Origin of the sequence: Pedobacter hiemivivus, assembly GCF_004331685.1 — a bacterium.
Classification (GTDB): Bacteria; Bacteroidota; Bacteroidia; order Sphingobacteriales; family Sphingobacteriaceae; genus Pedobacter; species Pedobacter hiemivivus.
The window spans coordinates 164,504-188,655 of sequence record NZ_SJSM01000005.1; the positions used below are offsets into that span (position 1 = coordinate 164,504).

20 protein-coding genes and 1 pseudogene are annotated in these 24,152 nt (G+C 38.6%); 17 read left to right on the forward strand and 4 right to left on the reverse strand.

Features of this window, described 5'->3' with window-relative positions; genetic code table 11:
• Nucleotides 1-60: 60 nt before the first annotated feature.
• The 10 genes from EZ444_RS11245 (at nucleotide 61) to EZ444_RS11290 (ending at nucleotide 14,748) form a co-directional block, all read left to right on the forward strand.
• The gene (locus tag EZ444_RS11245) at nucleotides 61-1,179 is read left to right on the forward strand and encodes a FecR family protein (RefSeq protein WP_131608844.1); all 1,119 of its coding nucleotides are present in this window, start codon (nucleotides 61-63) and stop codon (nucleotides 1,177-1,179) included.
• A gap of 194 nt (nucleotides 1,180-1,373) precedes the next feature.
• The gene (locus EZ444_RS11250; RefSeq protein ID WP_131608845.1) at nucleotides 1,374-4,925 is read left to right on the forward strand and encodes a SusC/RagA family TonB-linked outer membrane protein; all 3,552 of its coding nucleotides are present in this window, start codon (nucleotides 1,374-1,376) and stop codon (nucleotides 4,923-4,925) included.
• A gap of 12 nt (nucleotides 4,926-4,937) precedes the next feature.
• Nucleotides 4,938-6,398: a RagB/SusD family nutrient uptake outer membrane protein gene (locus EZ444_RS11255; protein WP_205945257.1), complete on the forward strand. Its 1,461-nt coding sequence runs from the start codon at nucleotides 4,938-4,940 to the stop codon at nucleotides 6,396-6,398.
• Between the two features lie 101 nt (nucleotides 6,399-6,499).
• Nucleotides 6,500-7,441: an ABC transporter ATP-binding protein gene (locus tag EZ444_RS11260; protein WP_131608846.1), complete on the forward strand. Its 942-nt coding sequence runs from the start codon at nucleotides 6,500-6,502 to the stop codon at nucleotides 7,439-7,441.
• A complete protein-coding gene (locus tag EZ444_RS11265) occupies nucleotides 7,434-9,641 on the forward strand; it encodes a Gldg family protein (RefSeq protein WP_131608847.1) in 2,208 nt (735 codons plus the stop codon). The genes EZ444_RS11260 and EZ444_RS11265 overlap by 8 nt, the downstream gene beginning before the upstream one ends.
• Nucleotides 9,638-11,875, forward strand: a complete 2,238-nt coding sequence (locus EZ444_RS11270; RefSeq protein ID WP_131608848.1) for a Gldg family protein — start codon at nucleotides 9,638-9,640, stop codon at nucleotides 11,873-11,875. The genes EZ444_RS11265 and EZ444_RS11270 overlap by 4 nt, the downstream gene beginning before the upstream one ends.
• Before the next feature lie 322 nt (nucleotides 11,876-12,197).
• A complete protein-coding gene (locus tag EZ444_RS27200; RefSeq protein ID WP_165503592.1) occupies nucleotides 12,198-12,353 on the forward strand; it encodes a hypothetical protein in 156 nt (51 codons plus the stop codon).
• Between the two features lie 58 nt (nucleotides 12,354-12,411).
• Nucleotides 12,412-12,873, forward strand: coding sequence for a YciI family protein (locus EZ444_RS11280; RefSeq protein WP_131608849.1), 462 nt, complete (start codon nucleotides 12,412-12,414; stop codon nucleotides 12,871-12,873).
• Nucleotides 12,874-13,012: 139 nt separating this feature from the next.
• A complete protein-coding gene (locus tag EZ444_RS11285; protein ID WP_131608850.1) occupies nucleotides 13,013-13,906 on the forward strand; it encodes an oxidoreductase in 894 nt (297 codons plus the stop codon).
• A 35-nt stretch (nucleotides 13,907-13,941) separates the two neighbouring features.
• Complete coding sequence (locus tag EZ444_RS11290; protein WP_131608851.1) at nucleotides 13,942-14,748, forward strand: helix-turn-helix domain-containing protein; 807 nt, start codon at nucleotides 13,942-13,944, stop codon at nucleotides 14,746-14,748.
• A gap of 75 nt (nucleotides 14,749-14,823) precedes the next feature.
• Here the strand turns inward: EZ444_RS11290 and EZ444_RS11295 are convergent, their stop codons facing one another.
• Complete coding sequence (locus EZ444_RS11295; RefSeq protein WP_131608852.1) at nucleotides 14,824-15,132, reverse strand: hypothetical protein; 309 nt, start codon at nucleotides 15,130-15,132, stop codon at nucleotides 14,824-14,826.
• Nucleotides 15,133-15,688: 556 nt separating this feature from the next.
• Complete coding sequence (locus tag EZ444_RS27620) at nucleotides 15,689-16,936, reverse strand: DUF1398 domain-containing protein (protein ID WP_225874699.1); 1,248 nt, start codon at nucleotides 16,934-16,936, stop codon at nucleotides 15,689-15,691.
• Nucleotides 16,937-17,220: 284 nt separating this feature from the next.
• Between EZ444_RS27620 and EZ444_RS11305 the strand changes: the two genes are divergently transcribed.
• On the forward strand, nucleotides 17,221-17,712 hold the full coding sequence (locus tag EZ444_RS11305) for a DinB family protein (RefSeq protein WP_131608853.1): 492 nt from the start codon (nucleotides 17,221-17,223) through the stop codon (nucleotides 17,710-17,712).
• Between the two features lie 284 nt (nucleotides 17,713-17,996).
• Here EZ444_RS11305 and EZ444_RS11310 read toward each other — a convergent pair whose 3' ends face one another.
• Nucleotides 17,997-18,347 (reverse strand): reverse transcriptase N-terminal domain-containing protein, encoded by a 351-nt coding sequence (locus EZ444_RS11310; protein ID WP_131608854.1) that lies wholly within the window; start codon nucleotides 18,345-18,347, stop codon nucleotides 17,997-17,999.
• An 18-nt stretch (nucleotides 18,348-18,365) separates the two neighbouring features.
• A complete protein-coding gene (locus tag EZ444_RS27390) occupies nucleotides 18,366-18,521 on the reverse strand; it encodes a hypothetical protein (protein WP_205945258.1) in 156 nt (51 codons plus the stop codon).
• A gap of 280 nt (nucleotides 18,522-18,801) precedes the next feature.
• Between EZ444_RS27390 and EZ444_RS27205 the strand changes: the two genes are divergently transcribed.
• The 6 genes and pseudogenes from EZ444_RS27205 (at nucleotide 18,802) to EZ444_RS11335 (ending at nucleotide 24,151) form a co-directional block, all read left to right on the forward strand.
• On the forward strand, nucleotides 18,802-18,978 hold the full coding sequence (locus EZ444_RS27205) for a hypothetical protein (RefSeq protein WP_165503593.1): 177 nt from the start codon (nucleotides 18,802-18,804) through the stop codon (nucleotides 18,976-18,978).
• A 224-nt stretch (nucleotides 18,979-19,202) separates the two neighbouring features.
• Nucleotides 19,203-19,403, forward strand: a pseudogene (locus EZ444_RS27855) (LytTR family transcriptional regulator DNA-binding domain-containing protein); the annotation flags it as partial.
• Nucleotides 19,404-19,411: 8 nt separating this feature from the next.
• On the forward strand, nucleotides 19,412-21,379 hold the full coding sequence (locus tag EZ444_RS11320; protein WP_131608855.1) for a discoidin domain-containing protein: 1,968 nt from the start codon (nucleotides 19,412-19,414) through the stop codon (nucleotides 21,377-21,379).
• A 432-nt stretch (nucleotides 21,380-21,811) separates the two neighbouring features.
• The gene (locus EZ444_RS11325; RefSeq protein ID WP_131608856.1) at nucleotides 21,812-22,084 is read left to right on the forward strand and encodes a hypothetical protein; all 273 of its coding nucleotides are present in this window, start codon (nucleotides 21,812-21,814) and stop codon (nucleotides 22,082-22,084) included.
• Between the two features lie 440 nt (nucleotides 22,085-22,524).
• A complete protein-coding gene (locus EZ444_RS11330) occupies nucleotides 22,525-23,571 on the forward strand; it encodes a BF3164 family lipoprotein (protein ID WP_131608857.1) in 1,047 nt (348 codons plus the stop codon).
• A 4-nt stretch (nucleotides 23,572-23,575) separates the two neighbouring features.
• The gene (locus EZ444_RS11335; protein ID WP_131608858.1) at nucleotides 23,576-24,151 is read left to right on the forward strand and encodes a hypothetical protein; all 576 of its coding nucleotides are present in this window, start codon (nucleotides 23,576-23,578) and stop codon (nucleotides 24,149-24,151) included.
• The last annotated feature ends 1 nt before the right edge of the window (nucleotide 24,152 follow it).

Below are 24,152 nucleotides of genomic sequence, written 5' to 3' on the forward strand. Positions count from 1 at the left end.
TTTTTTTTGAGAGTCCCTGCCGGGGAAACCGTCTTATCCATATATAGCAGTTAAAGGATAATGAAAAACTCAAAGGCAGAAGAATTATACCAAAAGTACCGCAGGGACGAAGCTACTGATGAGGAAGCTGCATGGATAGAAAGCTGGTATCTGGCTGAAGTTAGCAAAACAAAGTTGCTCGATGAAGATTTAGACTATAACAATATAGAAGATCGCATATGGAGTAAACTCGAGGAGCAACGTACTGTAAAAAGTATACGCTTATGGCCCCGTATGATAGGCATTACCGCTACGGTAGCTATAATCGGGTTTGGTATTTGGTTTTATACAACTCAGTTGGAGGTACATCCAAAAGCAGAGATACTAGCCCACAATGATATTGGTCCCGGCAAGACTGGCGCAACACTGACCCTTGCGAATGGTCGGAAAATTATTCTAAGTAACGCACCCACAGGAGCGATAGCTGAAGAAGATGGTGTAGTTGTTACAAAATCCGCAGATGGACAATTGGTATACGAAATAAAAAATTCTGCGACCAGGACAAGCAAAATAAATACCCTATCTACGGCCAACGGAGAAACCTATAAGGTAATATTGCCTGACGGGTCATCTGTTTGGTTGAATGCCACTTCTTCGATAAATTATCCGGCAAATTTCGCTTTGGCGAAAAAACGCATCGTCCAATTGAAGGGCGAAGCGTATTTTGAAATCACTCAAGATAAGAAACATCCTTTTGTAGTACTGAGTACAGGTCAGGAGATTGAAGTACTAGGTACACACTTTAACATTAACGCTTATCCTAATGAGGCAAATATAAAAACAACATTGTTGGAAGGATCTGTTCGTATAAGCCGAAAGGATAAACAGCAGATGCTGGAGCCGGGACAGCAAGCTATCGCTTCCGAAAACGGAATAGCAATCAGGGCTGTCGATACTGATGAGGTGATCGCATGGAAAGATGGTTATTTTGAGTTTGTAAAATCAGATATCCAGACGGTTATGCGGCAGATTTCGAGATGGTATAGTGTAGATGTCCAGTATGAGGGGCCGATCAGCAAAGAGACTTTTACAGGCAGGATATCCAGAACAAAAAACATCAGCCAGATATTGAAGATGGTCGAATCTTCAAATGCAGTTCAAGTATCAATAAAGGGAAGGAGGATCATGGTTAAGAATTAATACTTACACTACATGATCCGAAATAAATAAGCCGGCTGTGCGACTAACACAACCGGCTGTTGTTCAGATTATGTCAATAAAATTTCGCAGTCCTATCAACTTAAACCAGACAAACAAACTTAGGCAATATTGTGCATTAAAGCAATATTGACGGTGTTCATCCGCCGCTAAGATTTTGTCACAAACCAGATGAAATGAATATAAAAAAACTATTACTGATCATGCGACTCACCACCGTTTTACTCTTATTGGTTATTATGCAGGTCAGTGCAAATTCTCTTGCACAGAAAATTACTTTATCCGAAAAAAATACTCCCTTAGAAAGCGTATTTAAAAAGATCAGCAAGCAAAGCGGCTACGATTTCCTGTTCACTGGAACCATGCTTAAAGAAAGTAAAAACGTCACCGTTAATGTGAAAAATGCAGACTTCATGGAAGTACTTCACATGATCTTTAAAAATCAACCCATTGAATTCAGGGTTGATGATAAAACTGTTTTCCTGTCAAAAAGAACAACTTCCCTAATCGACAAGCTGATCTCCCGGTTTTCATCGATTGATGTGCAGGGAATAGTTGTAGACTCATCGGGTTCTGCCCTATCCGGCGCCACTGTGACGGTAAAAGGAACGGGCATGTCTGTAAGAACCAACGAAGACGGAAATTTTTACCTGGAGAACATTGACGAAAACTCGGTGATTGTAATTTCGTATCTGGGTTACGGTACCAAGGAGGTAAAAGCCCAACCGAAAATGGGTAAGATCATGTTGTCAATGGATTCCCGGCGACTGGAAGAAGTTAATGTGATCAATACAGGTTACCAGGTCCTTTCGAAACAAAGGGCAACAGGTTCTTTTTCCAAGCCTGATATGCAGGTCTATAAAGACCGGAACGGTAGTATGGATATCATCGGACGTTTAGAAGGGCTGGTACCCGGTCTTACCATTACCAGTACAACCGCACAAACGGGCGAGACCTATAAAACACCCGTTATCCGTGGAAAGAGCAGTATTGAACTGGATAATTCGCCGCTTTATGTGGTAAACGGAGTAATTGTGACGAACCTAAACAGTCTCAATCCGAACGACGTAGCTGATATTACAGTTTTAAAGGATGCCGTTGCCGCTGCCATCTGGGGTGCGAAAGCAGCCAATGGCGTTATTGTGATCACGACAAAATCGGGCACTAAAAATCAGAAGCTGAACATCAACTATTCGGGCTTTATTAACTTTGGGGGAAAACCGGATTTTAACTATGGCAGGTTGCTGAACAGCCAGCAATTTATTCAGGCCGCAAAAGAGACATTCGATCCGCAACTCAACCAGTGGGACTATTTGTATAATTCTGTTATCGCCCCACATGAACTCGTCCTGTATAACCAATATCGTGGCCTGATTTCCGAAGCCACGGCAAACAAGAGTCTGGATAGCTTATCTGGTATCAGCAACAAAGGTCAGATCAAAGACCTGATGTTTCAAAATGCCATGACAATTAACAACACCCTCTCTCTGTCAGGTGGTAATAACCAGTACTCTTTTTATGGCTCTGCGTCCTATACTAAAATAAAGTCAAGTACACCTGGTGCGGACAACGAAACTTACGGTCTAAATTTCACACAGGATATCGCCATTTCTAAATTTCTCAAGATAGCTTTAAATACGAGTCTGAGTGCTGATCCGGGCAGGGCGAAAAGACCTGTAAGCATACAAGATAGATTTTTGCCTTATCAATTATTCCAGGATCCTGCTGGCAATCCAATCAATATGCCCTACGTTCAAGGTTGGTCAGCCGAGACAAGAGCAGACTTTCAGGCAAGAAGCCGCATCAACCTTGACTATATCCCACTGAATGAAATCAATTATGGGTACAATAAGGGAAATAATCTTTCTGCGAACCTGGTGGGTAATGCATGGCTTAAATTACTACCAGGATTAACCTTTCACGGAACTTACGGCTACACCAAAATTCCGGGTACCATCAGATCTTATGATGACCATAGACTGTACCGTGTCAGAAAGGAATTGTTGGGACTTACCGAAGCGGCCTCGACGAATGTGGAACCCGTTTATTACTTGCCTACCACCGGCGGCACTTATTCCCTCACCCATCGTGATCAACAGAATTACACTTTAAGAAATCAACTTGAATACGTGCTGAATCCTCGAAAGGGGAGTGATCGTTTGACCTTACAGGTAGGACAAGAGGCGAATGAGCAGTTCTTTAAGTCCAATACCAACACTTTATATGGATATGATGAAGCACTACAAACCTATGCACAATTGGATTTTAATGCAATCAATAATATTTCAGATCCGGTTGATCCGGAAGGTGGATTTTTTGGCGGGGCAAATCCATTTGTCGAAAACGAAAGTAAAAGCCGCGCTATTTCCTATTTCGCCTTGGCAAGTTATACACTGAACGACAAATACAGTCTTGACGCTAGCTGGAGGATAGATCATAGCAACCTTATCGGTTCAGATAAATCTTCGCAGAATAAGCCCATCTGGAGCATAGGAGGTAAATGGAATGTGAGTAAGGAAGATTTTATGAAATCTGCCGGGCTGATCAGTGACCTTGGCCTACGTGCTACCTATGGCGTTACAGGAAACTCACCTTTTGTGGGTGCCTCTTCCTCTTATAATATTCTATCCAGAGAAATGGGCAATTTCGGGGCTACTTATATCGGTGGACCCGCTTTTTTACTGAGCAGGCCGGCCAATAGAAAACTCAATTGGGAAAGTACGCAAACCATAAATCTTGGAATCGATTTTACCTTATGGAAAAGAATCAGCGCAAGTATTGATCTATATCGAAAAAAAACAACGGATCTCCTGGGCGAACGCAAATCCAATCCTTTGACCGGCTACTCCAGCTTTTTAAGCAATATTGGCAATCTGGGCAACCAGGGAATTGAACTGAGTATCCACAGTCGTAACATTGAGAATGGAGCGTTCGGCTGGTCTTCTGATTTTATATTTGCCTACAATAAGAACAAACTGGTTAGCTATAGTGATCCAACAGATTTTGATAAGACGGGCTATAGTAGAATTTACGGCTCTAATGTGGTGGGCTTCCCTCTAAATGCTTTGTTTGCTTACCAATATGCGGGACTTGACAACTTAGGGGATCCTATGATCCGTTTGGCAGACGGAACAGTAACTAAAGAACCCGAAGTGGCTAAAGCGGAAGATGTGGTTTATAAAGGATCTATAAACCCTAAATTTAGCGGCGGGCTAACCAATAACCTAAGGTACAAAGGATTCGGATTGACAATAAACATGATCTACAATCTTGGTCATGTGATGCGGACGGAGGTAAACGAGTTTTTCACAGGCAGACTTACTTTAAACAACCCGGGACAGTTTATGGGCAATATCCCTGCTTTATTTGCAGATCGCTGGAAAGTTCCGGGAGACGAAACCACAAAAACAATCCCCTCTTATGTAGCTGATGGAGATGAAAGTTTAAGTCGCAGAGACATTGAGTACTATACTAAAGCAGATATCAATGTGGTGAGTGCCTCCTATGCAAAAATACGTGACATCACCCTATCCTATAGCTTAGCCCCTACTTTGCTTAAAAGCTTAAAAATCGCAGGCGTACGATTCAACGCGCAGGCCACAAATTTTATGCTATGGAAAGCTAACCATAAAGGGCTTGATCCTGAGTTTCAGGATTTTTACAGCGGGGCGCGCCGGTTACCGCAAAACAGACACACTTTCAGTCTTGGCGCTAACATAACTTTTTAAACATTTAATAAAATGAAAATGTATAATTCTATTAAATTAAAAGCCACTTATATACTCCTGCTCACGCTACTGATTTCCTGTAAAAAAGATTTCTTAGAAATCGTTCCTAAAGGGAACCTCATTGCTGCTACTGCAGATGACTACCAGCTACTAATGAACAACAATACCTTCTATAGTTATGGTATCCAATCGGGCTGGCACATACCCATGCTAATGGGTGATGAACTGGCAGCTGAGGGCGTCTACTTTAATTCTACCCAACCCATTGTGAAACGAGCGTTTAAGTGGGAACCGGTGATCTTTGATCCCCTGGTGAACGGCACCGAACTAAGAGAGTTTTTAAGTAACCTCTATACCTGTAATGCGGTCATCAATGAGGTAATGTCGGCCGAGGGCAGCACCGCGCAGAAAAAATCTGTACTAGCACAGGCATTGGTGACCAGGGCATGGATCTATTTTCAATTGATCAATTTTTATGGAAAACCTTATGCTGCCGCAACCGCGGCGCAGGATCCCGGGTTTCCCATTATTACCAAAGACGACATCAATCAAAATTCATTTGACAGGAGCAACGTTCAGGCAGTCCATGATTTTATTGTAAATGACCTGCTTACTGCCATACCGGATCTTCCTATCCAAAACGGAGTTCGCACAAGGGTGTCAAAGGCTGCTGGTGAAGGATTGTTGGGTAAAGTCTACCTTTTTATGGGTAAGAATGCCGAGGCTTTGGTACAATTAAATGCGGCGATGGGCTCTATTGCATTGCAAACAAATGGTCCGCGCCTTTATGACTACAATCTAGAATTTGGCCCTGGCGGATCCTTCCTGCCCATTGGCAATGCTGGCCCGGCAGGACCACTGACCAATACCAATGATTATACCGAATCCGTATTATTTAAAACTTTTCCAAATTTCAATAGTGCGAGTTATGGCAATATCGGAATGGTCATCAAGCCGGAAATCGCCGCTTTATTTGCTCCATCTGATCTACGATTGAAATTTTACACCAATAAAAATCCCAATGGTTCCGCCAATCCCGGGGACAGGTTACGTAAATATGTAAGGTATTCCAGGTTTGGACTGGAATTGCCGGATGTATATATGCTTTTGGCAGAATGCAAGGCAAAACTGAACGACCTTCCGGGCGCAGTGACCATACTGGAAACCTTTCGTAATCACAGGATGCCAGTTGCAGATGCCCGGGTACCTGCCCCGGTTTCAACTAATCGTTCCGCACTGCTTCGTTTCATTTTTGATGAGCGGATCAGGGAATATGCCGAAGAAGGTTATCGTTGGTTTGATATGCGCAGGCAATCGGTAGATCCGGACTTCAGCGGGCAAACGTTTACACATCAAGTATTTGCCGCAAACGGCACAACAGAAACTTTTACGTTGGATCAGCCAAACCGACTAGTAATGAAGATTCCACAGCCAATTATTGATGCCAATTCGGGAATGGCAAACAATCCATAGTTCTGTCACAAAATAACTACCTGTCCCATCTCTCCGAAAGAAAAATCCGGAAGGCGATGAGACAGGTATGTTTTGAATTTTAAAATAAAACAAAAGAAAAAATGAATAAAAGTTTAGTAAGGATTGAACACCTGTCACACCGCTATGGCAAAGACTGGGCAATTCAGGATATCAATTTCGAAATTGACGAGGTTGGTGTATTGGGCTTGCTTGGATCAAATGGAGCCGGCAAATCCACCACGATGAATATCCTTTGCGGGGTGCTGAAACAAACTTCAGGCAAAGTATTCATAGATGGAATGGATCTGGCTGAAAACCCGGAATCAACAAAACGCTTATTGGGCTTTCTTCCTCAGAGTGCACCTTTGTATTATGATTTTACTGTAGATGAATACCTGAACTATTGTGCACATCTGCGGGATATAGACAAAAAGAATATTAGAAAGGCTGTGGAAGAGGTAAAGGAAAAATGTGGCGTGACCCATTTTAGTAAACGATTGCTCAGCAACCTCTCCGGGGGGTATCGCCAACGTGTAGGTATTGCCCAGGCTATCATCCATAAGCCGAAATTGGTGGTACTGGATGAGCCTACCAACGGGCTTGATCCGAATCAGATTTTAGAAGTAAGAAAACTCATTAAAGAAATCGCAGAAGAGAGATCGGTGATCTTCTCCACACACATTCTTTCAGAAGTTCAGGCCACCTGTAAAAAGATCAGAATGATTGAAAAAGGGAAAATGGTATTTGCTGATACGATTGAAGCTTTCAATAATTACATTGAACCGGATGCGATGTTGGTTCATATGCAAAATCCACCAGCTACTGATGCTTTAATGCAGATTCCGGGGATTTCTGGGGTTGAATGGATTTCAGACCAAAGCCTTAGGATAAGGTTCAAGCCAGGCAATCCTATTTCTGAAAAAATTATTGAGCAAAGTGTGCAACAGGACTGGCACCTGAAAGAACTCATACTCGAAAAAAGTTCAATGGAAGAAATATTTGCCCAACTATCCAACAAAGCCAAATCCCGGAACCATGAATAAAATCCTTAAAATTGCCGGGGCAGAGCTGAAAGTTTTATTCTACTCTCCCATTGCCTGGCTGGTGCTGATCATATTTACTGTTCATAACGGCATTAACTTTTTTGAACTGATTAGTTCTTTGAGAAAGCAGTTGTTGTTAGGGGACAATATGTCTATGATTACCGCCGAAGTCTATAGTGGAATCTTCGGACTTTTCACCAAATCCCTAGCTCATCTTTATTTGTATTTCCCGTTGCTAACAATGGGTTTGATGAGTCGTGAAACCAGTAGCGGATCAATCAAATTATTGCTATCTTCTCCTGTTAAGACAAGAGAGATCATTCTCGGAAAATATCTGGCAATGGTTATCTATTCATTTTTATTGCTATGTCTGCTATTGTTATACGTATTGGCCGGCAATATTGCGATCAAAGACATGGATTACACCCTTGTTATTTCAGGGCTAATTGGCTTGTTCCTGCTCATGTGTACCTTCTCCGCAATTGGGCTATTTCTGTCTACACTTACCTCTTATCAAGTTGTCGCAGCAATTGGTACACTGCTGGTACTGGCGGGCTTACAATATATCGGCCGGGTATGGAAAGACATTGACATATTGAGAGACATTACTAGTTTTTTGTCTATACAATCCAAATCGAATATCATGATAGCCGGAATGTTGACCAGCAGGGATGTCTTTTACTACCTCCTGATCATTATTCTGTTTCTTTGTTTTAGTCTCTTCCGTTTACAGTCCGTCCTGGAGCGAAAATCTTTCTTTTACGTCGCGGGCAAGTATATAACCATTGTTATTGTCATTCTTTTGCTTGGGTATGCAAGTGCCAGGCCCGAGTTTATTTACTATAAAGATATGACGGCAACCAAAGCAAGGACCATATCAGTAAACAGCCAAAAAATAGCCAAACAAATTGAGGGTGACTTAACGATCACTACTTATGTAAACCTGCTCAACAATCACTTTTCCTATGGTATGCCTGAAGAAAGGAACGCTGATCTGGAATCGGTTGAAGGGTTCAGGCGCTTCATTCCAGGTCTTAAAATGCTTTATGTGTATTATTACGATTATTCGACAGATCCTGGTATATCTAGGAATTTCATCAATGGGCCCGGATCTGACTTGTCTAAGGGGGCTAAACGCATGGCAGATTCAATGAAGCTCAATATTGGTAATTTTTTGACGCCGTCAGAAATCAAAAAGCGAATAGACCTGAGTGGGGAAGACAATCGGCTGATCAGGCAGTTAACGTATAAGGGAAAACATACCTTTCTTCGTTTTTATAACGACATGATCAATATACCAACCGAGCAGGAGATGGTAAATGCTTTACAACGCCTACTGGCAACCCCGCCCCTAATTACATTTATAAAAGCGAACGTTGAGCGTAGTCCTTATAAGTTGGGCGATAAAGGTTACACTACATTTTTTAGCCGAAAGGACTACAGGACTGCATTGATAAACTGTGGATTTGACCTGATGGAAGTTGATTTAAAGAAATCCATAATTCCAGAAAAGACAACTGTACTAGTTCTTGCCGATCCCACAAATCCTTTGTCTTACACGGAAATTGAAAAGATTGAGCAGTACATCCACAGGGGTGGAAATATAATCATTGCCGGTGAACCAGGGAAACAGGATTTAATTAATCCCTTGTTACAGTCACTTGGCGTTGCGTTAAAACCGGAAATGGTGATCGATACGGCAAATGCTTCCCCCGAAGTTATCGCTGCTGCTTTCGCCCCAGGTTCGTCTGCTATAGACACTATTTTACCTAAACTGGCGGCATTTAACGCAGTTGTTTCTATGCCGGGTGTGGCAGGGTTAAGTATCGATCCAAGGAAGGGGTTTGAGGCCAATACAATTATGAATAATGCCAGAGATAAAACGCCTCTTATGGTAGCGGTCCGCAGAAAGCTAGGAAATACGGAACAACGTATTCTGGTAAGTGGAGACGCCGACTTCATTAGTAATGCAGGACTGATGCGCCGTTCTAATGGGACACCCTTTTTGGGACGGAGCATCTTCAGTTGGTTCACTAACAGACAATTCCCTGTTGACATTGACAGACCAGAAGCTCAGGATAACCAGATCCGGATCAGCAGAAAAGGACTTATGCTGCTTAAACTGGCCATTGGTTGGTTAGTTCCAGCACTGTTGACTGCCGCTGGCGCATTCATGCTAATTAACAGAAAACGAAAATGATGAATAAGATATATAAGATAGCCCAATCAGAACTCAAATGTTTATTTTACTCGCCAATCGCATGGCTGTCACTCGCTATATTCGCCGGACAGTCGGCCTTTAGTTTCCTCGAGGGGCTTGAGAATTGCCGGGCTAACATTGCCATGGGAATAAACATCCCGATGATCACTACTGAGGTGTTTTCTCAAGGACTTTTCAGTAATGTTGCTGCACATTTGTACCTCTATATACCCCTACTCACCATGGGTCTTATGAGTAGGGAAACCAGCAGTGGTTCCATTAAGTTATTGCAGTCTGCCCCGGTAAAAATAAGGGAGATCATTTTAGGAAAGTACCTGGGGATGATGATCTATGGATTTTTACTGATATTGATCCTGCTGGTTTATTGTCTGGTGGGATTTTTTACCATCAAATCATTGGATATCTCACTACTACTTCCCGGGTTGTTGTCCATATACCTGCTTATTTGTGCGTATGTTGCAATTGGTCTATTCCTTTCCTGCCTTACAAGTTATCAAGTCGTTGCTGCAGTTAGCACCCTCGCCACTTTTGCCGCATTAAGTTTCATTGGAACTGTGGGACAGGATGTAGACTTTATACGTGATCTGACGAGCTTCCTTTCTATTTCAGGAAGAACCCATGCAATGATCACAGGTCTGCTTGCCAGTAAGGATGTCATCTATTTTATATTGATCATTATTCTTTTTTTATGCCTCAGCATATTTCGCCTACAATCAGAAAGAGCATTCAACTCCAACCTGTACGTCACCGGAAAATATGCGTTATTATTTTTCACCGTTCTGGTATTGGGCTATGTTACCTCCAGGCCATCGCTTGTGTATTACAAGGATATGACAGCAACGAAATTTCTAACATTGACGCCTAATAGCCTGAGAGTAGTTGAACAACTTAAAGGTCCTTTCCACGTAACTACTTATGTAAACCTATTAAGCGGAAACCTGGATATTGGGCTCCCGACAAATCGAAATAGGGATGCGGTACAGCTTTTGGATTATCAAAGGCTTATTCCTGGATTTGAACATCGCTATGTCTACTACTACGATTACTCTTCCGATAAAGGCACAGCGCGTAACTTTGTTAAAGGTCCTGATGATGATCTGAAGGCAAGTGCAGAGAAGTTTGCAGAAACTTTAGATTTGGATATTAATGATTTTCTTCCTCCTGCTAAAATCAGGACGCTGATCAATCTGAAAGAAGAAGATAACAGATTAGTCAGGAGATTAGCATACAATGGAAAATCAACGTTTCTACGTTTTTTTAATGATCCCGGACGTTACGCTGATGAAGCGGAAATCACAGCCGCAATCAGGCGTTTGCTAACCGTAGCTCCAAAAATTGCTTTTGTGACGGGTAATCAAGAAAGGAGTATTGACAAAGCAGGTGACAGGGACTATGCAGTAGTAAGCAGCAAAGATTTCAGGAATTCGCTAGTTAACCAAGGATTTGATATAATTAGCCTAGATCTGCGAAATAATAAAATTCCGGAAGGCCTATCAGCACTGGTGCTGGCGGATCCTACTGTTCCCTTAAGTATAGAGACATGTGATAAAATCAAGGTGTATCTGAATAGTGGTGGTAATATGCTGATTGCGGGAGAGCCCGGTAGGCAATCCTTGCTAAATCCTGTGCTGGCTTCAATTGGTTTATCTCTTAGTGAAAGCATGGTTATAAATCAAACGGCAGATTATGCCCCTGATCTAATATTTGGACAATTCGCGATCCATGCTGATCAGGTAGATAGCAGCTTTAAGTTATTGAAGGAGTTGAACGCACCTGTGGCTCTGTCCAGTTCAACTGCACTAGAAATAGAAAAAAAAGGTGATTTTAGAGTGGAGCCCATATTAATTAGCCCAGTATCAGCAACATTGGGCAACAATACAGGCAAAGGAGCCCCACTACCACTGATGATGGCACTGACAAGAAAGCGAAACAACAATGAACAGCGTATTCTGGTGTCAGGTGACGCAGACTTTATGAGTAATATAGGATTACAAAGAGAGAAAACAGCCAATTTTAATTTAATGACTGGAATTTTCAAATGGTTTAGTAATGGTGAATTACCTATAAATACCCAAAGGCCTGAAGCAAAAGACAACATTGTATTGGCAAGTAGGGAATCTATCTCAATGATGAAAATGATCATGGTCTGGATCACTCCAGGCCTTTTACTTGCAGTTGGGGGGACTTTGCTTATACTAAGAAAAAGGCGTTAAGTTAATTAACACAATTTCAAAATATCAAACACCTGTTAAATCATTAAAAAACGCTTAATGATTTTTATGGTTAAACTAAATTTAAATCAATAAAAAAGTCGTGAGAAATAGTTTGAAACCAAGCGTCTCACGACTTTAATCTTATACATTTGATTTTGGCTAACTAGCCGATTCTTCATATGCCAATGAACTTGATAGTTCGCGGTAGGCGTTAGTTTCCTTTTGCAATTTATTAACCACTTGTTCCGCAGTAGCAACTGCATCGGCACCGGCAAGGAAACGCAAAGGAGGTTAGTAGATACTCGGATCAGGAGTTATCAACGTGTACCGATATCTCAAAGACTATAGCCCTGGAAGAGAACCACAATTCATAGAAGATAAGCTATTCAAAACCGTTGTTCCTGTAGGAGGAATTGCAACTGCTCCAATAGCAGTTACAACAGCAGTGGATCCACAAGCGCAATGGAGTTATATGTAGGCCAAATAGCATAAAGCAGAAGAAAAAATATACTTATCTTAGTATTAAACTGAAGCGTATGAGAACAACCTGCCTACTTACTTTTTTTTGTTTGCTAGTTTCCATCCAACTCCATGCTCAGAAAATCAATAAGAACTATGATGAAGCCCTGGCCAAAGAACTGAAGGCAGATGATTATGGAATGAAAAAATATGTACTGGTTATTCTTAAAACAGGTAACACACTAGAACTCCCAAAATCAATAAGAGACAGTGTCTTTAAAGGCCATATGGCTAACATCAACCGGCTGGCCGCAGAAGGCAAACTGGTTGTTGCAGGGCCCCTGGGTAAAAATGAAGCTGGATACCGGGGTATCTTTATCCTTGACGTAGAACAAATTGAACAGGCTAAACTTCTGGTTGACACCGATCCGGTTGTTAAAAGCAAGATGATGACTGCATCATACTATAACTGGTACGGCTCTGCGGCCTTAAAGGAAACATTAAAGATTCATAGTAAAATAGAAAAACTAAAACATTAGATCTTTGTATCCATCGATGCCAAATTCAAATAAACTTTAAAACTTGTACTTGACCTTCTAAGCAAACCAACTTTGAGCTTTATAACAAAGCTAAAAGACTATTTTGTTCGGATCTTTGCTTTACTAAAATTCAATAACAATGAAAAAAGTTTGGTTTATTACAGGCAGTTCAAGAGGACTTGGCAGAAGCCTGACAGAAGCAGTTTTGGCAACTGGAAGCAAGGTAGTGGCAACTGCACGGAAGCCCGAACATTTAAAAGATTTGATAGAAAGGTTCCCAGATCAAATACTCGCGATATCACTTGACGTTAGCGATAAAACACAGATTCATACTGCCGTAGCAAAAGCAGTAAAGCACTTTGGAAAAATTGATGTGCTGGTAAACAATGCAGGGTTTGGTATTACGGGTGCTGCCGAAGCTTTTACTGATGAAGAAGTTCGCAGCCAGTTAGAGGTAAATTTATATGCCCCGATAGAAATTACCCGTGCTATTTTACCTATTATGCGAAAGCAACGTTCAGGTCATATTTTACAAATCAGTTCGATTGGTGGCAGGGTTGGGAATGCAGGGCTAAGTATGTATCAAGCAGCCAAATTTGGTTTGCAGGGTTTTGCAGAAGCATTAAGTAAAGAAGTAAAGGCTTTGGGGATTAAAGTAACATCGGTAGAGCCTGGTGGTTTCCGTACCGATTGGGCAGGTGATTCTATGACATTTGCTAAAGATGTAGAAGGTTATGAAAACACGGTGGGAAGCATAAAAACATTTTTAAGTTCCGGCGCATTTATACCTATGGGCGACCCTAAGAAAGCAGCTCAAGTAATGATTGAATTAGTAGAAAATCCAGAGCCTCCCCTGCATTTGGTTTTAGGAAGCGAAGCTGTTCAAATATTAAAAAGTGCCGATGAAATAAGAAAAGCTGAATTTGAAAAATGGTTGCCTGTAAGCATTTCTACCGACCATAGCGATAGCAAAAGTTTTATGGATACAGAAGAGGGGCAAGAATATTTAAAAGTAAAAGGAATAAAATTTTAAGAAATAGCGTAATTGGGTTTACCTCAGTGTTTTGAATGGAAAACAAAAAACAATCTTCGGATATCGTATATTCCTGCTACTACAATAGTAGCAGGGAAGGCGAGCATTTTGTACCTGAACATACATTGAGTTATGTTATAGCAGGTTCGTTAACGCTTAATGACAGCAGCAAAGAATATCCTTCACGTAATGGCACGTTTAGGTTGATCCGAAGAAACCAGTTGATTAAATTTGAAAAGCAACCGCCACAAAAAGGAGAATTCAAATCTTTATCAATTTATCTCAACCAACAAATTCTAAAAAAAATCAGTATAGAATATGGAATATATGCAGATCATACCCCAAAAGATAAATCGGTTTATGAATTAAAAATAAATGCTCCTGTCAAAACCTATATCAACTCACTATTAGATTATCGTGATAACGGTACTTTGAATAATCAGCAATTAATAGAATTAAAAATAAAAGAGGCCATATTGCTATTACTTCAAATAAACCCGGACCTGAAGAATATTTTATTCGATTTCAGTGAGCCACACAAAATAGATTTAGAGGCGTTTATGAACAAGAACTATCATTTTAATGTACATTTAGATAGGTTTGCTTACCTCACAGGCAGAAGCCTTGCAACTTTTAAGCGTGATTTTGAGAAATGGTTTAGAATGACTCCTGGTAAATGGCTGCTACAAAAGCGTTTGCAGGAAGCCTATTACCTAATTACTCAAAAAGGGAAAAAAGCATCAGATATTTATCTCGATTTAGGTTTTGAAGATTTATCACATTTTTCTTATGCTTTTAAGAAACAATTTGGATCTGCTCCTTCAAAAATAAGCACCGAATAAATAATATTGAAATAAATAGCAAAACACCTCAGAGAGCCTATCCACGCTCTTCTGAGGCAATTACTAATCCTAAATTTACGCTTTACGAGCTTCAACAAATGCAGGAGAAACCGATCCTTTTATTTCATCATTAATGATGCTACTTGCCAGAATCAGGGTATGAAGATATTCGTAATAAGCGATCAGATTAGCACGTTCTGCATTAGGTAATATGCGGCGGCTCTTGGTATAAAAACTTTGTTGGATCATTCTCCAGAGATATTCGAGACTATCGTCAAGCGGATAAATATCAAAAAAATCTTTTAATTTATCTTTTGCGAACGCGTTAAGCTCAGCTTTAGTTCCTGATGGTCTTTTGTGTAGAAATTGGTCGGGTGTATACATATGCTCATTTTTTAAGTTCAAAAATGAGTCTCTTGGGATTTATAGAAAGCTATAGTGGGTTTTATCTAATAAAACGAAAGTGCACCATAGCGAGAGCTCTAAATACCGCACTTATGGGCTTACCACAGCCTTGGGGAACGGGTTTACAATAGAAGCTATAACGCTACAGTGCACCTGCGAAAGTACAACAATATTTGTTATAGGCATTAATCTACTGTCTCTCCCCCGTAGTTGTGGTAATTTATAAGTGGAGACTCTGAATTAATACCTCATTTAAGAAGTATGATCTGTTATTGTCGTTTCCTTTATTTCATTGGCTATCAGTTTTAGGTGATTAATTTTGATATTTTTATCAGGTTATTTAAGCAAACCTCTCGAAATAATTAATGATAAATCTCACTGAGCTGAAATTTGGTGGAAAACGCCGTATAATAGCCTCCAGACAAAATTAAATACTGAGGAGGTTGTATCACCTCTTTTGTATTTTAAAAAAATCTTCTAAAAACCAGATAACAGACAACTACACTTATACAGCTACAGCAAATTAAAATCAATCTCATTCGGAATTAGGGATCGATTCTGTCAGGATGAGCTGATCTTTCTGATCATAATAAGTGCAAGTCATCAATGATAAATTCACGATCCATCTATCTATCCCTGTTTCTGCACAATGCCTGCAAAAGCTAAGGTAATCCGTTTGCCCTGCCTGATGCATTTTTAAATACTTCCTAAACTTTTTCTTATGACTTACAGCAGCGACGACTAAAGGTTCATATTGTGCCTTGGAGCTTAGCTGATGGCCATTATTTCCAAAATACTGGGTATGGCTATCGGATACGTAGGTCACAAATTCTTCTACCCCTAACTTTTTGATCGCTTGAATGTACTGGGGGAAATCTGCTCCACTTTTCACTTTTTCATGCTCCTGCTCAATCTGCGCAATTGTAAAAGATTCATCCTGTAAATCGGCGGATATGGCTTTGAGTTCAATTTTAGGTTTATTAAAATGTTTAGAATCCCTCACAACTGACATCTCATCCCATTTTTCTGTCTGTTCCTGATCTACTATTCCATCCGCTATTACTGCTCTGAATACAGCAACAGGATTGAAGGTTTTACTATTGATGATCAGGTTACCAGAAAATGTCTTTTGTATAAACTGAAATGAAAACATAGAAATGCATAAACAGCCTGGTTCTATTTCAAAACTAAGTTCCTGCGCAGGAATAACGTTATCTTTTGAACCATTTGGAATTTCAATCGACTGAATCGGGCACATCGTTCTATTTCCATAAGTAAGGTCGTACATCCCCACAGCAATATTTAAGAAGCATGAACTGGCTTTTGCTGGAAATTTCATATCCTTTGAAACATGCATTTCCGGCAACTTGATGGTCAGGATATTTCCCTCGATGCGCTGCTCAGGTTGCACAAAGAAATTATCCATTACCGGTGAATCCGCATTAAATTCAAAACCATTGAGTCGATCAAAACTGTTGGCTGTAAAATGATAAGTTTCAGATTGAGCGTCGAATGCTTGTTTCAAGGCCTTTTGTACATCCGTTCTAAAGCGATAAACCATTGTTCCATCATAAAAATCTGTGATGACCTCCGTTGTAACGCTCCGGAATTGTTCTGCCAGCGTACTGGCGATCCCAAATTGAGTTGCTGCTTTGTGTGTGTTTTCAGTTTGCTTCTCCTTTGTCAACCTGGATTTGCCTGTAACCAATTGCATATTGCGATACTTCTTAAAAACAGCAGGTCCTATTACACCTGTCAGGAATTTTCCGTCAAATTTTGCCATGATCTATATGTTTTTTATAACTAAACAACTGATCTAAGATAAGGTTTGGTTAGCGTACTACAAAATTTAAAGTTAAAAAAAATAAAACAGTAACTATACTTCATGTTTTTTATGAAAAACTTGGAGTATAGTTAGACTATACTTGGACTATAGTTGGAGTATTACACTAGGCATACCGATCTCTGTCTTATCCGTATATGGCTATACAGGTTATTGAATTAATTTTGAATTGACTATACATGGCATTACTGTACCTTTGAATAGAACTAAAACAAAAAAACAGTATGGCAACTCAAATTTTGTCAGATTTACTTTATGCGCAATATGCTTTGATTAAGCAGTCCAGACAAGTCGTTTTTCAGTTCCTGGAAGAAAATGTTATGGCTGACATGGCGAAACCGCTCTCTGTCTTTAAGGGAAAAACCATCTCTTATATGTATGTTCATATCGCCAATACCTATATCGCCTGGGCAGGCAATTTTGCCATGAATGGCTCCCCCTCCTATTATGATCAGGATGAGCCATTAAATATGTCCCAACTCCAAAATCTATTCGCGCAAGTTGATGAGATTATGGGAAGTTTTATCGCACATTTTTCAGCAAATCCAAGCCAAGCAGTTAAAGGTTATAAATGGCCGGAAAAATACATTGAGACTGATGCTTATGGCATTTTCACGCATGTCATTACCCACGAGTTTCACCATAAGGGTCAGGCAATGACCATGGCCAGACTGCTCGGACATATTCCTCCAGATACGGATGTGATGCAGTTTTAAAATATTTAACTGTATCCCGGTACTCCAGTTGCCAGAGATATCCATCGGCTGTATATCCTAATCTTTGCATAACCAAATCCTTTAATGTAAAAGCATTTCAAACCTAGGGATACGGGCATTGTTGCCCTTTTTATTTCTAAACTTAGGTCCCACAAAGCTAGGTCAATTAGAGTATCAATTCCTATATAGTTTTGGCGAGCTATCAAAATCAATAGCTCGCCAAAACTATCAAAAAATACTATAAAATGAGCTTGATTACAATAGTGGGTATTTCAGTGAGACATTCACTGAAATACCCACTCTAAGGCCATCCTCAGCAATGTTTGCTGTGCCCTTGTAGCAATCGTGGGAATGCCTAATGGTTTTTTCTCCTTTTTACCGGGTTTGTCTATCCAGACTCTCCGGATCGGAACGGCTTTTTCATCAAGTTTTAGCCGGGCGGCTAATTTGTTACGCTGTACTGGCGTAAGCGATGCAACACCATCTACTCCGGGAGTGTTTTTCCGCTTGTTGTCTTGCGTTACTTTTCTAACGGCTAGCAATTTAGCTTGTTTTGAGGCAAATAATAATCTCTGTAATTGTCTTACTGACTTCTTGTTATCGTTTAAAGAGGCTCGATAGATTCGTTTTTGCAGCTTGAAAACAGTGCAGCTCTATCCTCCAAATAATCGTGTTTCCGTCTGCCTATCCCAAACATTACTTTGGGCATTTGCTTCTGAAACAATCCCTCCCCATACACATCGCATACGGCCGACTGCCTGCTCAAAGTTTGACCTTTGAGAGCGGGTATGGTGGTTACTCCGTTCCATAATCCTGTTTTACGTTGAACTTAGATTCCTGCTGTTCACCGGGAATTGACTGGTATCAATCTGAACTTTGATACTTTCAGATTAGTCTGGTATTCCGCACCTTTTGGTGATAGCGTAATCAGTCCCTTTCGCTATTTCGCCATTACGATGATTCAGACACAGGTTTCTCTCGTAATCCTATTCAACTTTGTTCGATGGGGTTCCAGATCGGACTTCCGGCTACCACCTTTTAACCCCAAGCTTGCACAAATATGATCGTCAGTCCATATCCATGTGGGTTATGCTTTCATCCCGATATCTGGGAGATTGGAATCGCACCAATACAGAACTACAGTTAAACGTATCACTGCGTTCTACACTTTCCTGCTGTCTCAGCAGTTCCGGTGTAAACGGATCGCAGACCAAAAGTGACGGAGAACCAGTTTTACCAAAACTCCCAGCTAACAACTATTTTTAATTTAAATTCATAATATTGATAATTTGTCTACTCTATGATACAGAGTTATTCGTCTAGTAGTATATAAAATGATTTTATTTACTTTCATATTTAACCAATAAATAAATGAATAAACTAATCATCAACTCTCAGGGCTCTCCTCGGTTGACTTCAAAAAACAGCACAAAGTACTGTAAATTAGACAATTGTTATACTAGTTTTTTTTAGATAATGGGGAAGAATTAGTTGTATGCAAATCGTTAAAGAAGCTTTCAAATGAAATTAGTTCACTACAATTTACAAAAGTTAGTCAATCTTATCTGGTTAATAAATATCGTATTAAGCTTCTTGACAAGAGGCAAAAACAGCTTAAACTGCTGGATGATAAACAAATTCCATTTACTACTTCCATAACTGAACTTTTAATGCTCATGAATATTAAATAAGAAAGACAATGACTTTAAGCTACACTTATTTAAAACAATTTTTATATTTCACACTGATATGTTTAGTTTCTCTTTCTTGCAGTAACAAACGCGATATGCCTATTGAGCAAGCTTTAAAGCTTGCGGGTAACAATCGCCCTCAGTTAGAAAGAGTACTTGATCATTATCACAAGACAAAGGATTCTTTAAAATATATGGCAGCATGTTTTCTAATAGAAAATATGCCATCACATCAATATGAAGAAGTTCATCCAAAATTATTTAATATCATGGATTCTTTGAATAGAAGTCAACTTGAAACTGATAGTGTTTACAAAATATTTGACTCTATCAGAAGTGCCACCCCTCCCCCCAAGAGAAGAATCTTTTCAGATATTAGAACGTTATCATATGATTTTTTGATTAATCATATTGATGAATCATTTAATGCATGGTATAACGCCCCCTGGCGAGATAAAATCACATTTGAAATTTTTTGTGAACATATTCTTCCATATTCAGAATCAAATGAAAAAAGGGAACTTTGGATCAGTTATTATAGAAATAAGTATGGACACTATCTTGATGATTATGCAAATAAAACTAAGAATGCGAGTATTGAAAGGTTTTGTGAGATTGTTAATGACAGCCTTATTCATAACAGTAAAATTGTGCTATATCAGAATGGGTTACAAAATTACCCTCCAACTTTGGTAGACAACATCCGCTCAGGATCATGTGAAGAATACAAATCGAGAACAATCTATCTCATGAGATCGTTGGGACTCCCTGTGGGAACCGATTTTTCACCACAATGGATTAATTTTAACAGTTCACACACCTGGAATATATTAATTGGAGACAAAGGTAAAAAATATCCATTCTTAGGTTTTGATGAAAAAATAAAAGACTGGCACATAGAATCTACATTTAATTGTTCAAAGATATTTCGCAAAACATATAGCATTCAAAAAGAAAGTGTTGCTTCCCTAAATCCTGGAGAACCATTACCGAGTTTTTTAAAATCGCCACACCTAAAAGACGTTTCTGAAGAATACTTTTCTGTATGTGATGTGGATATTGATTTGGATAATAGGCCTAAATCGTATCCAAAAATAGCATATCTATGCGTTTTTAATAATAGAGAATGGATTCCTGTTCATTGGGGCTTAATTGAAAGAAATAAAGTCAAATTTTTAAAAATGGGTAAAGGCTTAGTCTATTTACCCGCCTACTATATTAACAATAAGATGGTTCCTGCTTCAGTCCCCTTTATACTGGATACACTTGGAAAAGTCCATCCTATAGTAGCAGATATAAAGAATAAGATAAAAGCAACCTTAACAAGAAAATATTACACTATAAAAGTACGCGAGTATCCGAAAAGAATGCTTAATGGTCGGTTTCAGGGTTCCAATGATGATGGATTTAAAAAAGCTGATGATTTGTATACTATAAAATCATTACCAAAAGTTACATTTAACAAGGTTAAAGTAAATAATCTTAAAAAGTTTAGATATGTAAGATATATTGGTGGTCCATGGAGTTTCACCAATGTCGCAGAAATAGAATTCTACACTAAAGAAAGTGGGAATTTATCCCGTGTTTACGGTGACGTAATCGGGACCCCTGGTTCCTATGGAGATAAAGCGGAAAAGACGAAAGAGAAAGCGTTTGATGGTGACGTACTTTCATTTTTTGATGCGCCTGCGGATTCCGGTGCATGGGTTGGATATGATCTTAAATCAGGAAAGACCATAGATGAAATCCATTTTCTCCCAAAAAATGATGACAACAATATCCGGATCGGTGATATCTATGAGCTTATGTATTGGGACGATGGACATTGGAACACCTTAGGTTCAAGGAGAGCCAATACAGAAACCCTCACTTATAATAACTGCCCAGAGGGTGCTTTGTTTCTTCTACATAATCATACTAGGGGGAGAGAGGAGCGTATCTTTCTTCTAAAAAATGGTGAACAGGTTTGGTGGTGATTAACTTTATCCGATAGATTAGAAATAAATACATTCCTTGTGGTTAATCAATATGATATTAAAAGTAGATGGGCTTTTCCAACCATATAAGTTTCTGAAAAATAAATCTTTTAAACTATATAAAAATAATGAATTTTTGGAAGGCCTAGAAAAATTACTTAAAAGTTAACACAACTGAAAGGGATTAGCTCTTCGTTTTCCGATGCCTTCTAAAACAAAGACTAAAACACGAAAAATTAAAATATTATATATCAATTAGTTGAAAAACAAAAATCTGATTTTTTATTACATTTAACGATCCACAAAATACAATTTGTCATTTTTACGTCATTTTAAAATTAATAATATATTATTTATTGCATTATATTGTTTAATTAATGCTATATTTATTTAAGTAATAAAATGTAAAATAAACACTTAAAAGTAAAAGTTATGAAAAGAAAAATTAACAGAATTGGCATGATTGCGCTTGCTACATTGGTATTTATGGCAACTTTCTTGCTTAATGCCGAAAAAAATGAAGAAGGTAATTGGGGCATTGCGAGCGCGATGGCAAGCTATGGTAGTGATGATGGCGGTGGCGAGAAAACATTTACCGATTGCTGGGGTTCTGGTTCGTCAGGTGTATCTTGTTCAAATAGCGGAGCCATAGTATACGGTTGTCAACCTGATCCAGGATCTTATTGTGTTGGTGCACCGCGTTAATTAGTAGTTTACAAATATTAAGCCTCATTATGGTTTAAAGTGAGCTCCTAGTAAACATTACAAGTTTTTATGTTGTACCAGAATTAATATTGGTAAAATAAAAGACAAGTTTAAAGATTAATGCTTTACTAATGTGAAGTAAAGTATTAATCTTTTTTTCAATAATACTTTATACAAATGTTGGCTTGGATTGCCTAATGTTAGCAGATTAATTTGGCATTATGTTTTTGAATCAAAATTTTCTAAATTGAATAGTGTTTAGATATTTGCCAAATTCTGTAATCTCTTATTTCTCTTAGAAGTGCTACTGGCCATAATCAATGTCAATTTAACATAAACAACTACTAGATCTACCATACCTGTAATAGTTTATGAAAAATTTAAGAAATTAATTTTATATAATAATTATTTACTAATCAAGCACTCTATTATTAATTAATATGCTAAAATACCTAATTTTAATATCTATATTCTTTGTTAGCTGCAGTAATTCGAAAAATGAGCAAAATAAAGACACGACAATTTTTTCGAAATTTCCTACAACTGAAGCTATCGTTTTTAAAAATTTTATTAAATATGAAAACGGTGCGATAAGTAGGATGTACCTAAGGGATACATCATTGATAGTTTATGACTGGCGAGGTAAAGGTGGGTATTTCTTTTATCAATACGGATTAAATTCAGGGTCGGTCATTAGAAAATATATTCCTCAGGGTCGTGGTAAAGGCGCTGCATTGGGATCTTTATCGGCAGGCCTTTACAAAAATGAGCTGTGGATGTATGATATTAGCCTAAGTAAGATTATTTTTTCCGCTATAGAAACGAAATCCTTTACTGCTGATACCTCTGCAGCTTATAGAGAGTTTGCATTTTCACGAGATTACTATAATATACAATTTTTGGATGATTCTACGGTAATTGCTAATGGCAATTATCAAACTCCGAAAAAACTACAAGAGCTTAATTTTTATTCTGGGAAAATTTTAGCTGATTATGGTATACTGGAAGGTGTACCGAAAGATATTCCATTTTATGCCTGGAAACGATATAATGAAGCATTTATGGAACTAAAATCTACGAATGATAAAGTTGTTTTGGCGCACCGACTAAGTGATCAAATTGAAGTTTTTGATTTGAAAAGTCATAAAAGCATAACGGTTAAAGGGCCTGAAAATTACAAAGCCGAATTTTTGCCGATGCAGTCGCATGATGGTAAAGATTTAATTACCCATAACGAAAAAAGCAGGTACTCATTTACCCAAGTTATGTCAACAGATAAATTTATTTACGTATTACACTCTGGCAATAATATTTCAGGACAGAATATTGATTATGCAAAAAGTATATTTGTTTATGATTGGTATGGCAAGCCAATTAAAAGAGTAAATCTTGATCGATACGTGACTGGGTTTACAATAAGTGATGATGATAAGTCTTTATATGCTTATGATGTAATCTCTAAATATATAGTTACAGCCAAAATTTAATTTGATGAAGTTAGAAAGAAGATTATACAGAGTTCTTTATTTGTTTTTCACCATTTGTTCATTATCCAATTGCAATACCGGAAATAAACAAAGTTCAGATACTGCTATTAGCAACAAAAAGAGTGAAAAATTTACCCAGCCCGATTCATTAATCACTTATAAACCGTTTGCCTTAACTAGTTTGGATAGTAATAAGATATTTAATAGTACATTGAAAATATATAGTTTTATTGATGCTTCATGCTCCTCTTGTCTAGCAAGCATCAATAATTGGAAACTTGTTGCATCGGAAATAAAGAATTACAAAGTACCAATAATTTTAATAGTACAGAGTGAGGATAATTTTGAATTATTGAAATACCTATGTGAAAAGAAAAACATTGATAATTTTCCGTATCCTTTTTATTTTGATTTTAAGGGTCAGTTTTTTGTTCGTAATAAATTTTTGAGCCGAAACAAGAATGGACATACTGTATTGACCGATAAGAATAATAATATTATAGCATCGGGCGATATGACACTTTCAAAGAAAGTAAAGGAACAGTACATGAATATAATAAAAGCTAATAAAGCACATTAAC